Here is a 14,135-nt window from a genome sequence, read left to right as displayed (position 1 = left end):
GCCAGCCGCACGGCATTTTAGATCGTGGCGGCTATTCGTCAGTGATGCCCTTTGCCGCAGATCGCTCGGGTATACTGCCGCGTTTTGTGATGCCCTTGCAGGCCAAGCGCCAGCCCGCGAAAACTTCGCTTACGGATTATTTCCCGTGAAAGCGTGTTTTTTCGGCCAGCCTGTACAGAGGGATTTCGGCACCATTTTGGAGTTTTACATGCTCGAGCAGGCTCAACGCGTCCTCAAGGACATCTTCGGCTACGACAGTTTTCGTGGCCGCCAGGGTGCGATCATTGAGCGCGTGGCCAGTGGCGGTGATGCACTGGTCCTGATGCCTACCGGTGGCGGCAAGTCATTGTGCTTCCAGGTGCCGGCGCTGTTGCGCAATGGCTTGGCGGTGGTGGTATCGCCTTTGATCGCATTGATGGACGACCAGGTGGCAACCCTGGAAGAGCTGGGTGTCGCCGCCGCATCGTTGAATTCCACCCTCAGTGCCGAACAGCAGCGTGACCTGGCCGCGCGCATCAAGCGCGGTGAAGTGAAGATGCTCTATCTGGCGCCCGAGCGCCTGGTACAGCCGCGCATGCTGGCGTTTTTGCAGAGCCTGGAAATCGCCCTGTTCGCCATCGATGAAGCCCACTGCGTCTCCCAATGGGGTCATGACTTCCGCCGCGAGTATTTGCAGCTCGGCCAATTGGCGGAGCTGTTTCCCGATGTGCCGCGCATTGCGCTGACCGCGACCGCCGACAAGCGCACCCGGGAAGAAATCGTCGAGCGCCTGCATTTGCAGAACGCCGAACGCTTCCTCTCAAGCTTCGACCGACCGAATATTTTCTATCGCATCGTGCCCAAGGAGCAGCCGCGCAAGCAGTTGCTGGCGTTCCTCTCCGAGCGGCGCAGCGACGCGGGCATCGTCTATTGCCTGTCGCGCAAGAAGGTCGATGAAGTGGCTGCGTTTCTCTGCGAGCAGGGCTACCCGGCGCTGCCGTACCACGCCGGCCTGCCCAACGAAACGCGTTCGGCGCACCAGAAGCGCTTTCTCAACGAGGAAGGCCTGATCATGGTGGCCACCATCGCGTTCGGCATGGGCATCGACAAATCCAACGTGCGCTTCGTGGCGCACATGGATTTGCCCAAATCCCTCGAGGCGTACTACCAGGAAACCGGGCGTGCCGGCCGTGACGGTTTGCCGGCGGATGCGTGGATGGTCTACGGCCTGCAAGACGTGGTGATGCTCAAGCAGATGTTGCAGAACTCCGAAGGCGACGAGCGACACAAGCGCCTGGAGCAGCACAAGCTCGACGCGATGCTCTCGCTGTGTGAGGAAACCCGCTGCCGGCGCCAGACCCTGCTGGCATATTTCGATGAAGACATGCCTGAACCCTGTGGTCATTGCGATAACTGCGTCGATGGCGTGCAGACCTGGGATGCCACCGAGCCGGCGCGTCAGGGCTTGTCCGCTATCTACCGCACCGGCCAGCGTTATGGCGTGGGCCACTTGGTGGATGTCTTGCTGGGTAAGGACAACGAGAAAGTGCGCAGCTTTGGTCATGAGAAACTCTCGGTCTTTGGCGTTGGCAAGGCCCGCGCCGAAGGCGAATGGCGTTCTCTTTTCCGGCAGATGGTCGCGCGTGGATTGGTAGACATCGACATCGAAGGATTCGGCGGCTTGCGTCTGAATGACAGTTGCCGGCCCTTGCTGAAAGGCGAGGTCAGCCTGGAATTACGCCGCGACCTCAAGCCGCAGACCACCGCCAAGACCAGCACCAGTCAGGCCAGCCAACTGGTGCGTGGCGAGGAACGCGAACAGTGGGAAGCCCTGCGCACCCTGCGCCGCAAACTGGCCCAGGAACACAGCGTGCCGCCGTACGTCATTTTCCCCGACTCGACGTTGTTGGAAATGTTGCGCGAACAGCCCACCACCATGGCCGAGATGGCGCGCGTCAGCGGCGTGGGTGCGCGAAAGCTGGAGCGTTACGGCCAGGCGTTCCTCGAAGTGCTCGGCGGCCAGGCCGAAGCGCCAAAGGAGGTCGCCGATATCCGCCACGAACTGATCAGCCTGGCACGCGCCGGCATGACCCCGATCCAGATCGCCGGTCAGTTGCAATGTTCGGAAAAAAACGTCTACACCTTGCTTGCCGAATCCATCGGCAAGCAGCAGTTGTCGTTGGAGCAGGCCCTTGATTTGCCAGAGGATCTGCTCGGCGAGATCCAGGATGCGTTCCTCGACGGCGAGGGTGAATTACCACCTGTTGCGGAGATTGCGCCGCTGTTTACCGGGCGTGTTCCAGAGGGGGTTTTGTACTGCGTGCGCGCGGCTTTGCAGTCTGAGTTCGAAATTTAGTGTGGCAATTACGACAATGTAACGAATCAGTACATAGCAACTCTTGCCTATGGGCAAAGCTCATGCTTAGCTGACTAATAATTAGCCACACTTTATTTTCAGTCTAAACAATGAGTTTTTTATGTCTTTAACCGATCAACATCGTTTTGGCATGCAGCTGGCGCAAATGTCCCGTGGGTGGCGCGCCGAGCTGGACCGCCGTCTGGCGGGGCTTGGTTTATCCCAGGCGCGCTGGCTGGTTCTGCTGCACTTGGCTCGTTTTGAAGAAGCACCCACCCAGCGTGAGCTGGCGCAAAGCGTCGGCGTCGAAGGGCCTACACTGGCTCGCCTGCTGGACAGCCTTGAAGGCCAAGGCCTGGTGCAACGCCAGGCGGTGGTGGAAGACCGTCGTGCCAAGCGCATCGTGCTGTGTGATACCGCACGCCCCCTGATCGAACAAATCGAAACCATTGCCACCGCCCTGCGCCACGAGCTGTTTGTGGGGGTGGACGAAGCCGACCTGAGCGTGTGCATGCGCGTGCACGGGCACATCCTGGCGAATCTGGAAAAGTCCTGAAGAAACCACCGGGCGGGCTTGCTGTGGCCAGCGGTGCTGTGGTGGTGAGCAGATTTGTTGTGGCGAGCGGGCTTGTCCCGCGTTGGGCTGCGAAGCAGCCCCACTAAAGTCACCGCGTTTTTTCAGCTAGAAATCAGTCGTCTGTTTTTGGGGCCGCTTCGCAGCCCAACGCGGGACAAGCCCGCTCGCCACAATAGCGCCGCTCTCCACACGGGTTCTGTGCAAGACGCTAAAACGTCTGCCCCAGGTTCAGATACACCGCCTTCTGGTTGTCATCGTTGAATCCATAGCTGAAATTCAGCGGCCCCAACGGCGTATCGAACCCCAGGAAAATACTCGCCGCGTTGATATAGCCGCTGTCGAATTCGTTGTCGTTGTTCCACGCCCGGCCGCGTTCAAGTGAAGCGCCCAGGTACAACGGGAAATCCAGTGGCAAGTACGAACGGGGCGTAAGCCTGCGGTAGTACACCGCCCGCATCAGGCTGACGTTCTGCCCCGAGATCGCATCCTGGCGGAAGCCCGACAGCTGTCGCGCCCCGCCCAGCAGGAAGCTGGAAATCACCACATCCGAATCATCCAGGGTGCGCCCGTAGCGTCCACCCAGCACCAGGGTGTCCGGGCCGTGGCTCATGGCTTTGTCGAGCTTGAACTCCCATTGGCGGTAGCGCTGGTCCGAGCCCAGCCCCGGTTCGAATTCGCGCAAGGCCAGGCCGATGTCTTCGCCGCTGTGGGGGAAGTACACGTTGTCCAGGGAATCGAAGGAGTACTTCAGTTCATAGAAGCCTTCGCTGAAACTCACGCTGGGCAGGTCGCGGTCGCCGATGCGCACGTCCGCCTTGCCCCAGGCTTCGCCGACGCCGAAGCGGATCTCGCCGCTGTTGCCGATCTGGCGGCCGACGTTCAAGCCAAAACCGTAGCGTTCCAAGCGGTATTCGGAGATGGGGTCGTTGTCCAGGATCAGCTCGACGTTCTGCGCCTGGGCCCTGATGTACGGTGCGACAAAGTAGCGCGAGCCGGTGTCCATCGGCTGGTAGAACTCGCTGTACAGCTCCTGGCGATCCCCGATCTGCACCCGCGTGAGCCATTCCGCACCGAGCCGGTTGATGCCATTCATGCGGTAGCTGGCGCCGAGGTTGAAGGCGCTGTCGCCGCGCATGTCATCCGACAGGTTCAGGCCCAGGCGCAGGTAGTCGGTGCCGCTGCGCTTGCCCCGCGCGCTGATCACCAGCGTGTTGTCTTGGCCCTTCTTGACCACGCGGTATTGCACCTGCTCGAAATAATCCAGGCCGTACAGGGTGCCCATGTCCGTTTGCAGGCGTCCCAGGTTGAGCGGTTCGCCCAGGGGTTGGCGAATGTAGTAGCGGATCACGTCGTCGCTGACTTTCGAGTCGTTCTCCACGCTGATCGCGGTGATCACCGGGGTGCGTTCGCCCGGCGTGCGCGCGGCCACCAATTGCGGGTCGACCGGCTCGGCGGGGCGCAGGTGGGCCAGGCGCATGTCAAGGGCACGGGTGGCGCGGTAACCGGCGTCGATCATGTCCTTGGCGCGGCCGAAGTCGGTCACGCCATAGGCGGCGAGAGGCGGCTGGATCAGCACGTCCTTGGGGTGCAGGTCCTTGAGTTGTTCCTCGGAATTGCGCCGGGTCATCAAGGTGATGGACTGGTTGAGCACATCCACCACCGTGGCCAGTTGCTTGCGCGAACGCAGCGGGGTGCCGATGTCCACGACTATGGCGATGTCTACGCCCATCTCTCGCGCCACATCCAGCGGGATATTGTCGGTCATGCCGCCGTCCACCAGCAGCCGACCGTCCAGTTCCACCGGTGCGAACACCGCCGGGATCGACATGCTGGCGCGGATCACCTGGGGCAGGTGGCCCTTGCGGAACACCACCTTCTCGCCGGTGGTGATGTCGGTCGCCACCGCCCGGAAGGGGATGGGCAACTTGTCGAAGTTACGCGTGTTGCTGGTGTGGGCGAACATGCTTTCCAGCAGCAGCGCCAGGTTCTGGCCCTGGATCACACCCAGTGGCAGGCCCAGGCTGCCGTCGTCGCGAAAGCTGAGTTTCTGCTTGACCAGGAAGTCCCGGTCATCCTGTTTGCGCCGGAACGGCACGTCTTCCCGCGGCGGTGCGTCGGACAGGGCCTGTTGCCAGTCGATACTCAGCGCCAGCTTTTCCAGTTCATCGATCTTGTAGCCAGAGGCATACAACCCACCGATCACCGCGCCCATGCTGGTGCCGGCAATCGCGTCGATCTGGATGCCTTGTTCTTCCAGCGCCTTGAGCACGCCGATATGGGCCAGGCCTCGGGCGGCGCCGCCAGACAGCACCAGGCCGATTTTCGGACGGGGCGGTTCAACGGCGTCGGCAAGCAGAGGGAACAGGCACAGCAACAGGCAGGACAGCAGGCGGCGCATCAGGAATCTCGGGGCTGGGCGATAAAGGCCGGTATTATAGCCATTCGATCCGTCGAGCCCGTCATGCCAGGAGCCTTTCAAATTATGTCCACAAGCAAACCCGAGATCGTCATCACCTATTGCACCCAGTGCCAGTGGCTGCTGCGTGCCGCGTGGCTGGCGCAGGAACTGTTGAGTACGTTTGCCGATGACCTGGGCAAGGTCTCACTGGAGCCGGCCACCGGCGGCGCGTTTCGCATCACCTGTGATGGCGTACAGATCTGGGAGCGCAAGGCGGACGGGGGCTTTCCCGAAGCCAAGGTGCTCAAGCAGCGCGTACGCGACCGGATCGACCCGCAGCGTGACCTGGGGCACAACGACCGTACGCAGTGAACGTCACCGCCCTATCAAGGGCGGTGACCCTCTGGTGCGGCCCTATTTGGCGGCCATCTTTTGTTTGATGAAGCCAATCAGCCACGTCAGTATGAGGCCGCCTATACCACCCCCTACAATGTTGCTGCCAACTGCCGCCACATCCAGCGCTTCACCGCCCGAGGTGCCCGTGAATGCCGCGACGACCTGGCCCAACACCAGTCCGCCGACACCCCCGATCAGTGTATTGAGCCCAGTCCCGAGGCTCTGTTTGGTCATGCCGGCGACGTTGCCGCCGACTGCCCCGCTGATGATCTGTACCAATAAGCTGATGAGCATTTCCATGGTAAAGCTCCCGCATCGCGTTGAGGTTGTGACCACTCGCTTGCAGCAACTTCAGAACACACCCAGGCTGTCATCGAGCTGTCGGATATCCGTTGAACGACTGCTGACTGTTGCGGATGTTTAAAGTATAGATCAGGCCGTTGCAGTGGGCTGCTTGGCCTGGCTGGCGCTGCCCATCAACCCCGACAGCACAATGGCGACGATGATCAGTGCGCCGCCCAGCAGCATGCGCAGCGTCGGCGTTTCGGCAAACAGCAACCAGGCAGCGGTGATGCCGTAGACCGGCTCCATGGCAAATACCACCGAAGCCGTGCGCGCCTTGATCACCGCGAGGCTGGCGACAAACAGGCTGTGGGCCAGGCCCGTGCAGAACACGCCGAGCAAACCGATCCATAGCCAGTCGATTGCCCGTACCTCGGTTAACCCCGGTGCCGCCACCGGCAACAGGCAAACCGCGACCACCACGTTCTGGCACAAGGCCGCCTGCACTGCGGGGATGCGGCCGGAGCTGGCGCGGTTGTTCAGCGATAACAGTGAAAACAACAGCCCCGAGGCGATCCCCCAGAGCAAGCCGCCCGTGGCTTCACTGGCAAGGTTGAAGTCCGGGGTGACCAGCACCAGCCCGACGCTGACCAGCGCCACCAGTACAATTTCGTTGGTGCGGATCCGCTCGCGGAAAATCAGCCCTTCGAGGATTACGGTAAACGCCGGGAACGCGGTGAAGCCCAAGGTTGCGACGGCCACACCGGCTACCTTGACGGCAATAAAGAAGGTCACCCAGTGCGCCGCCAGCAACACACCGCTCACCAGCAGCCGGCGCCAGTCGCGCAGCTCCAGTATCTTCCACGCCGTGTTGCTGGCGAACCGGGCAAACACCGCCAGGGCCACCACGGCAAACGCCGCGCGACCAAACACGATGATGGCTGGCGAAGCGGCCGCGAGTTTGCCGAATACGCCGGTTAGGCCAAACATCAATGCGCCGATATGCAGGGCGCCGAGGGCTGAGCGGGGAGTCATTGCGATCCTTGAGACAAGCGGGTGGCAAGTGCGCAGTCTAGTGGGTCGCCGGTGCGGATGTCTGTCGTGCGGCTCGCGTTTTTTATCGCAGGACTCTTCCTACGCGTTGCGTCGCAAAGCCCCCGGCGACGCGCCAAACTCACGCAGCATCGCGGCAGCAAAGGCGCTTTGCGAGGTGTAGCCGACGCGATCGGCGATGTCGCCGATGGGCAACGGCGTTTGGCGCAGCAGGTCCAAGGCCATGTGCAGGCGCCGACTGCGGATGTAGTCCATCGGCGTTTGTCCGCATTCGGCGATGAAGCGGGCATGCAAGCGTGCCACCGACAGGTCAGCGATGCGCGCCAGGTCCGCCACCTGCAGCGGGTGCGCAAGGTGGCGCTCGATGTGCGCATTGAACGCCGCGTACGGCAGACGCCGTGCCGAAAGGGGTTGGGCCTGGGGATGATTGAGACTGGCCAATAACAGCACGGCGCCTTGCTGGACGATCAGCGGGTCATCCACCGGGCTGTGCGCCAGCCATTGCACCAACTGGTTCTGCCGCGTATCCAGGGCCAGCCGCGCCGGTTGGTCGAGCAAGCGGCGGCTGGCGTCGGCATGTTCGCCCAGCGATTGCAGCAACCAATGCTCGGTGGGCACATCCAGCACCAGGCAGCGGCTGCCATCACGGCTGCCGCACGCATGGTGGGCGGAGAAGGGCAGCACCATCACGCTGCTTTCGCGGACCTGGCTGCCACGCCCATCGACTTCCAGGTCCAGGTGCCCGGACAGGCCGAACACCAACTGCGCATGGTCATGGCTGTGGGCGAGGGGCGCTTCGAGGTAATGGCGCAGGGTGAGGGCGGGTCCCATAGTGGTCTCCATGCTGGCAAGCCGGCAGTCTACAACGCTTTGCGGCCGGCAGGCGCTGTCATCAGACTGACGCACAGTTGTCATGGGCTATTAATCGCCAGGGCGCAAGCTCGCGAAAACACCGTCGAGGGATGCCCATGACCAGTGCCGAGTTCACCAAGCCCAGCCGCAAGCAACGGGTGCGTACCCTGTGGATTTCCGATGTGCACCTGGGCACGCGGGATTGCCAGGCTGAGCATCTGTCGCAGTTCCTCAAGGGCTATCACGCCGACAAGGTCTACTTGGTGGGCGATATCATCGACGGTTGGAAACTGCGTGGCGGCATGTATTGGCCCCAGGCTCACACCAACGTGATCCGTCGCCTGCTGACCATGGCCAAGCGCGGCACCGAGGTGATCTACGTCACCGGTAACCACGACGAATTCCTGCGCCGTTATTCCAAGCTGATCCTGGGCAATATCCAACTGGTAGACGAAGCCATTCATGTGACTGCCGATGGCCGCCATCTGTTGGTGATCCACGGCGACCAGTTCGACGTGATCACCCGCTATCACCGCTGGCTGGCATTCCTCGGCGATTCGGCCTACGAATTCACCCTCACGCTCAACCGCTGGCTGAACCATTGGCGGGCGCGCTATGGCTATGGCTACTGGTCGCTGTCGGCGTACCTCAAGCACAAGGTCAAGACGGCGGTGAATTTCATCAGCGATTTCGAAGAAGCCATCGCCCACGAAGTGACCAAGCGCGAGCTGCACGGGGTGGTCTGCGGGCATATTCATCATGCGGAGATCCGCAAGGTGGGCGAGGTGGACTACCTCAACTGCGGGGATTGGGTGGAGTCGTGCACGGCATTGATCGAGCACTGGGATGGGAGTATCGAGTTGTATCGGTTGGCGGATGCGCAGGCCAAGGAAGCGCAGCTCAAGGCCGAAATGGTCGCGGGCTGAAGTTGCACACAAGCCAGATGTGGGAGGGGCAAGCCCTCTCCCATATTCATTCCGGGTTTCGTCAGCGGGAAACGTCGGCGATGGCTTCGGCCAGCAGCGTCAACCGCGTGGCATCAATCCCTGCCACATTCGCCCGGCCAGAACTCACCATATACACGCTGTGTTTCTCCCGCAGTTGTTTAACCTGCCCGGCACTCAGGCCGGTATAGGAAAACATCCCACGCTGCGCCCCAATGTGCGCAAACCGCTCCGACAGACCATGGGGGGCCAACGCCTCCACCAGCCCGGAACGCAGGTGCGCGATCCGCGAGCGCATGGCCTCGACCTCGTCGCTCCACTGCTTTTTCAGCTCGGCATCACCCAGGATCGTCGCCACCACCGCCGCGCCATGGTCCGGCGGCGTTGACCACAGGTTGCGCGCCGTGTTCGCCAGTTGGCTGCGCACATCCGTCAGTTTCTCGGCATCCGCTGCGCACACGATCAGCGCGCCGACACGGTCGCTGTACAAGCCGAAGTTTTTCGAGCAGGAGCTGGTGACCAGCACTTCCGGCAACTCGGCCGCGAACAGTCGCACCGCCCAGGCATCCTGCTCCAGGCCATCGCCAAAGCCCTGATAGGCGAAGTCGATCAGCGGCAGCAGTTGGCGCTCGCGCACGATCTGCAGCACCTGGCGCCAGTCATCCTGGGACAGGTCAAAACCGGTCGGGTTGTGGCAGCAGGCGTGCAGCAGCACGACATCGCCCTGGGGCACGCGGGACAAAGTGGCGAGCATCGCCGCCACGTCCAGGCGATTGTCAGCGCCCACGTAGGGGTAATGACTGACCGGGAGGCCGGCCTTGGCGAAGATGGTTTCGTGGATCGGCCAGGTCGGGTTGCTCAGCCACACGCCACGGCCCGGTAGGTTGTGCGCAATAAAGTCGGCGCTCAAACGCAGGGCACCGGTGCCGCCTGGGGTCTGGGTGGCGCCGGCACGACGGTCGCGCAGCAGCGGGGAGTCGGCGCCGAGCACCAGTTCGCTGATCAGCTTGCCGAATGCGGCATTGCCGTGGCCGCCGATGTAGGTCTTGGTGGTCTGTGTGTCAACCAGGCGCTGCTCGGCCAGTTTCACCGAGTGCGGAATCGGCGTCAGGCCCTGGTCGTCCTTGTAGACGCCCACGCCCAGGTCGAACTTGTTCGGGTTGGCGTCCTGGGCGTACAGGTCCATCAGCCCGAGGATCGGGTCGCCGGGTACGCGGCCAATGGCATCGAAGTGCATTACTTGCGGCCCTCGGCGTCCTTGGCCACTTCGTCGGTGCGGGCGGCCATGATGAAGTCGTTGCGATGCAGGCCCTTGATGGAGTGGCTCCACCAGGTCACGGTGACTTTGCCCCACTCGGTGAGCAGGCCAGGATGATGGCCTTCGGCTTCGGAGATTTCACCCATGGCGTTGGTGAACGCCAGGGCAAATTTGAAGTTCTTGAACAGGAAAACCTTTTCCAGTTGCATCACGCCGTCGCGGACTTCGATGTTCCAGTCAGGGATCTGCTTGAGCAGTACCGGCAGTTCTTCATCGCTGACTTGCGGGGCATCGGCGCGGCAGGCTTCGCAATGGGCTTGGTTCAAGGTGGTCATGATGGTGTCCTGAATTCGAGTGTTTGAAGATCAGTAGCGTCACCCTAAAGCAACGCGCGGCCAGGGAACAGACTCACCTGGCCTGAAGATGTAAGGTTCAAGCCGCTTTGGGTTTCGGTGGAAACTTCGGCGCGTGCAGACCCAACTGCATACCGCGTTCGACCATGCCCATGATGTCTTCCTGCGCCACTTCGAACAGGCGCTTCAGATTGGGCAACACGAAATACAACGGTTGCAGGATGTCGATGCGGTACGGCGTGCGCATGGCTTCCAGCGGGTCGAACACCTGGTGTTCGGGCTCGGACGACAGGCTGTACACGGTCTCCTTGGGCGATGACAGAATGCCGCCGCCGTAGATGCGCCGACCTGCGGGCGTGTCCACCAGGCCGAATTCGATGGTCATCCAGTACAGGCGCGCCAGATACACCCGTTGCTCCTTGGTGGCCGCCAGGCCGAGCTTGCCGTAGGTGTGGGTGAATTCGGCGAACCAGGGGTTGGTCAGCAGCGGGCAGTGGCCGAAAATCTCGTGGAAAATATCCGGCTCTTGCAGGTAGTCCAGTTCTTCGCGGGTACGAATAAAGGTCGCCACTGGAAACTGCTTGCTGGCGAGCAATTCGAAGAAGGTCTGGAAGGGAATCAGCGCCGGCACACGGGCGACCTGCCAGCCGGTAGTCTCGGCCAGCACCTTGTTGATTTCACCCAGTTGCGGGATGCGATCGTGTGGCAGGCCGAGCTTATCAATGCCGTCCAGGTATTCCTGGCAGGCGCGACCCTCGATCACCTTCAACTGGCGAGTGATCAGGGTGTTCCACACCGCGTGTTCTTCCGGCGGGTAGTGGATAAAACCTTGCGCGTCGGGCTCGCGGGCCACGTACTGCGTCTGCTTCATACGGCTCTCCTGCTAGGCATTCGTTCTTGTTATGTCCTGCGATGAGCCTATTGATAACCCGGGCGAGGCCGGATTCCATCTGTTTAAAACGCCTTGGCGTAGGAAAACTTACCATTTTCCGTAAAGTATTCGTTACGCTTGTGGGGCTGGCCGTTGCATTGGGCTGGGAAAGTCACTCCGCCTGTCACATAATCTTGACGACTATCTGCGCCCAGCGACAAAAAGACGCGGCGCTTCCCCATTTTTCGGGCCTCCTCATGCGTATCAAAGTGCATTGCCAGAACCGTATCGGCATCCTGCGGGACATCCTCAACCTGCTGGTGGAATACGGCGTCAACGTCGCCAAGGGCGAGGTCGGTGGGGAGCATGGCAACGCCATTTACCTGTACTGCCCGAACCTGGTGAACATGCAGTTTCAGGCCCTGCGCCCGCAATTCGAGGCGATTGCCGGGGTGTTTGGCGTCAAAAGAGTCGGGCTGATGCCCAGCGAGCGCCGGCATATGGAACTCAATGCACTGCTGGGCGCCCTGGAGTTTCCGGTATTGTCCATCGACATGGGCGGCTCCATCGTCGCCGCCAACCGCGCGGCGGCGCAGTTGCTCGGGGTGCGGGTGGATGAAGTGCCGGGCATTCCGTTGTCGCGCTATGCCGAGGACTTCGACTTGCCGGAACTGGTGCGCGCGAGCAAGTCGCGGATCAACGGCCTGCGGGTCAAGGTCAAGGGCGACGTGTTCCTGGCGGACATCGCGCCGCTGCAATCCTCCGAGCATGACGACAGCGAGGCCATGGCCGGTGCTGTATTGACCCTGCACCGCGCCGACCGCGTCGGTGAGCGCATCTACAACGTGCGCAAGCAGGAACTGCGTGGCTTCGACAGCATCTTCCAGAGCTCCAAAGTCATGGCCGCGGTGGTGCGCGAAGCCCGGCGCATGGCGCCGCTGGACGCGCCGCTATTAATAGAAGGCGAAACCGGCACCGGCAAGGAACTGCTGGCGCGGGCCTGTCACCTGGCCAGCCCGCGTGGGCAATCGCCGTTGATGGCGCTCAACTGCGCCGGCCTGCCTGAGTCGATGGCCGAAACCGAGCTGTTCGGCTACGGCCCTGGCGCGTTTGAGGGCGCGCGGGCCGAAGGCAAGCTCGGCCTGCTGGAGCTGACGGCGGGCGGTACGTTGTTTCTCGACGGTGTAGGGGAAATGAGCGCGCGCTTGCAGGTGAAACTGCTGCGCTTTTTGCAGGACGGTTGCTTCCGTCGCGTCGGCAGCGATGAAGAGGTGTACCTCGATGTGCGGGTGATCTGCGCCACCCAAGTGGATTTGTCCGAGCTGTGCGCCCGTGGCGAATTTCGCCAGGACCTCTATCACCGCCTCAATGTGCTGTCCTTGCATATCCCGCCGTTGCGCGAATGCCTGGACGGCCTGGCGCCGCTGGTCGAGCACTTTCTCGACCAGGCCAGCCGACAGATCGGTTGCCCGCTGCCCAGGTTGGCGCCCGCCGCAATGGAGCGCCTCAGTCATTACCACTGGCCAGGCAATGTGCGGCAGTTGGAAAACGTGCTGTTCCAGGCGGTGTCGTTGTGCGACGGCGGGACGGTCAAGGTCGAGCACATCCGGTTGCCGGACTATGGCGTGCGTCAGCCGCTTGGCGATTTTTCGCTGGAGGGTGGCCTGGAAGAAATTGTCGGGCGGTTCGAGAAGGCGGTGCTGGAAGCCTTGTACGCCGAGCATCCCAGCAGTCGGCAGATGGGCAAGCGCCTGGGGGTGTCGCACACCACCATCGCCAATAAGCTGCGCGACTACGAAATCCTCAAGACCGATAAATAACCCAATGTGGGAGGGGCAAGCCCCCTCCCACATTTGATCTTTGTCGTTTTCAAGGACGGGGCTTGCCGCAGGCGGCAGTAGTCCGCCGTTTTTTCGACTCGCGCTCAATGCGGAATTCACCCCACCTCACGGCAAAGCCCCGCCCCGCCTGCACTTCTCGCTATTTTCAAAAGTTGGTTCGCAAATTGCTTAAGCCTCATCAGTACAGCGGTGGGCGGCAAGCGTCCGTCAGAAAGAGGAAGAAGCGTGGACAAGTACCTTTATGTGGCAATGACCGGCGCCAGCCAGAATGCTCTGGCGCAGAAGGCCCATGCCAACAACCTGGCGAACATTTCCACCAATGGTTTCCAACGTGACCTGGAGCAGGCGCGTTCGATGCCGGTGTTCGGTGACAGCTTTCCGGCGCGGGCGTTTGCCATGACCGAGCGTCCGGCCACCGACTTCACCCCTGGCGCCATGATCGAGACCGGCCGTGACCTGGACGTGGCCGTCAACGGTGACGGTTGGTTGGCCGTGCAGACCCCTGATGGCAGCGAAGCCTACGTGCGCAGCGCCAGCATGAACGTCGATGCGTTGGGCGTGCTGCGCGCCGGCAACGGCATGCCGATCATGGGCAACGGTGGCCCGATTGCCGTGCCGCCCCAGCAGAAAATCGAAGTGGGTGCCGACGGCACCATCAGCATCCGTGCCATGGGCGAAGGCCCGCGGGTGATGGCCGAAGTGGACCGCATCAAGCTGGTCCAGCCGGACCTGAAGAACATGAATAAAGGCCTCGACGGCACCATCCACACCAAGGATGGCCAGCCGGCCCAGGCCGACGCGAACGTCAAGCTGACCTCGGGCTTCCTGCAGGCGAGCAACGTCAATGCCGTGGAAGAGATGACTGCGGTGCTGGCGCTTTCCAAGCAGTTCGAGCTGCACATCAAGATGATGAACAGCGCTAAAGAAGACGATCAGGCCATGACACGCGTCATGCAGATGAGCTGATCCAACACA

13 protein-coding genes are annotated in these 14,135 nt (G+C 61.8%); 6 read left to right on the top strand and 7 right to left on the bottom strand.

The window, feature by feature from the left end; genetic code table 11:
• The first annotated feature begins 208 nt into the window (after nucleotides 1–208).
• On the top strand, nucleotides 209–2,335 hold the full coding sequence (recQ, locus tag K5K89_RS21055) for a DNA helicase RecQ (protein WP_071491301.1): 2,127 nt from the start codon (nucleotides 209–211) through the stop codon (nucleotides 2,333–2,335).
• Between the two features lie 121 nt (nucleotides 2,336–2,456).
• Nucleotides 2,457–2,891 carry a MarR family transcriptional regulator gene (locus K5K89_RS21050; protein WP_058424932.1) on the top strand — a complete coding sequence of 145 codons (435 nt, stop codon included), beginning with the start codon at nucleotides 2,457–2,459 and terminating at the stop codon, nucleotides 2,889–2,891.
• A gap of 229 nt (nucleotides 2,892–3,120) precedes the next feature.
• On the opposite strand, the gene K5K89_RS21045 is transcribed toward K5K89_RS21050, so the two are convergent.
• The gene (locus K5K89_RS21045) at nucleotides 3,121–5,310 is read right to left on the bottom strand and encodes a patatin-like phospholipase family protein (protein WP_222540192.1); all 2,190 of its coding nucleotides are present in this window, start codon (nucleotides 5,308–5,310) and stop codon (nucleotides 3,121–3,123) included.
• A gap of 84 nt (nucleotides 5,311–5,394) precedes the next feature.
• On the opposite strand from K5K89_RS21045, the gene K5K89_RS21040 reads away from it, so the two are divergent.
• Nucleotides 5,395–5,682, top strand: coding sequence for a SelT/SelW/SelH family protein (locus K5K89_RS21040; protein WP_058424930.1), 288 nt, complete (start codon nucleotides 5,395–5,397; stop codon nucleotides 5,680–5,682).
• A 42-nt stretch (nucleotides 5,683–5,724) separates the two neighbouring features.
• Here the strand turns inward: K5K89_RS21040 and K5K89_RS21035 are convergent, their stop codons facing one another.
• The 3 genes from K5K89_RS21035 to K5K89_RS21025 form a co-directional block, all read right to left on the bottom strand.
• Complete coding sequence (locus K5K89_RS21035; protein ID WP_093122281.1) at nucleotides 5,725–6,006, bottom strand: hypothetical protein; 282 nt, start codon at nucleotides 6,004–6,006, stop codon at nucleotides 5,725–5,727.
• Between the two features lie 132 nt (nucleotides 6,007–6,138).
• Complete coding sequence (locus K5K89_RS21030) at nucleotides 6,139–7,023, bottom strand: DMT family transporter (RefSeq protein ID WP_092242999.1); 885 nt, start codon at nucleotides 7,021–7,023, stop codon at nucleotides 6,139–6,141.
• Nucleotides 7,024–7,122: 99 nt separating this feature from the next.
• A complete protein-coding gene (locus K5K89_RS21025; RefSeq protein WP_071491297.1) occupies nucleotides 7,123–7,872 on the bottom strand; it encodes a helix-turn-helix transcriptional regulator in 750 nt (249 codons plus the stop codon).
• 137 nt (nucleotides 7,873–8,009) lie between these two features.
• On the opposite strand from K5K89_RS21025, the gene K5K89_RS21020 reads away from it, so the two are divergent.
• Nucleotides 8,010–8,819, top strand: a complete 810-nt coding sequence (locus K5K89_RS21020; protein ID WP_071493772.1) for a UDP-2,3-diacylglucosamine diphosphatase — start codon at nucleotides 8,010–8,012, stop codon at nucleotides 8,817–8,819.
• A 61-nt stretch (nucleotides 8,820–8,880) separates the two neighbouring features.
• On the opposite strand, the gene K5K89_RS21015 is transcribed toward K5K89_RS21020, so the two are convergent.
• From K5K89_RS21015 to phhA, 3 genes are all read right to left on the bottom strand, one after another.
• On the bottom strand, nucleotides 8,881–10,074 hold the full coding sequence (locus K5K89_RS21015; protein ID WP_222540191.1) for an amino acid aminotransferase: 1,194 nt from the start codon (nucleotides 10,072–10,074) through the stop codon (nucleotides 8,881–8,883).
• Nucleotides 10,074–10,430 carry a 4a-hydroxytetrahydrobiopterin dehydratase gene (locus tag K5K89_RS21010; protein WP_010208721.1) on the bottom strand — a complete coding sequence of 119 codons (357 nt, stop codon included), beginning with the start codon at nucleotides 10,428–10,430 and terminating at the stop codon, nucleotides 10,074–10,076. Before K5K89_RS21010 ends, K5K89_RS21015 begins: the two co-directional genes overlap by 1 nt.
• Nucleotides 10,431–10,527: 97 nt before the next feature.
• Nucleotides 10,528–11,319, bottom strand: coding sequence for a phenylalanine 4-monooxygenase (gene phhA / locus K5K89_RS21005; RefSeq protein WP_092243009.1), 792 nt, complete (start codon nucleotides 11,317–11,319; stop codon nucleotides 10,528–10,530).
• 257 nt (nucleotides 11,320–11,576) lie between these two features.
• On the opposite strand from phhA, the gene K5K89_RS21000 reads away from it, so the two are divergent.
• Together K5K89_RS21000 and K5K89_RS20995 are read left to right on the top strand one after the other, a co-directional pair.
• On the top strand, nucleotides 11,577–13,139 hold the full coding sequence (locus K5K89_RS21000; RefSeq protein WP_071491293.1) for a sigma-54-dependent transcriptional regulator: 1,563 nt from the start codon (nucleotides 11,577–11,579) through the stop codon (nucleotides 13,137–13,139).
• A 246-nt stretch (nucleotides 13,140–13,385) separates the two neighbouring features.
• The gene (locus K5K89_RS20995) at nucleotides 13,386–14,126 is read left to right on the top strand and encodes a flagellar basal body rod protein FlgF (protein WP_071491292.1); all 741 of its coding nucleotides are present in this window, start codon (nucleotides 13,386–13,388) and stop codon (nucleotides 14,124–14,126) included.
• The last annotated feature ends 9 nt before the right edge of the window (nucleotides 14,127–14,135 follow it).

Origin of the sequence: Pseudomonas sp. DR208, from assembly GCF_019823005.1 — a bacterium.
Lineage (GTDB): Bacteria > Pseudomonadota > Gammaproteobacteria > Pseudomonadales > Pseudomonadaceae > Aquipseudomonas > Aquipseudomonas extremorientalis.
This window is presented reverse-complemented; position numbering and strand designations above follow the sequence as displayed.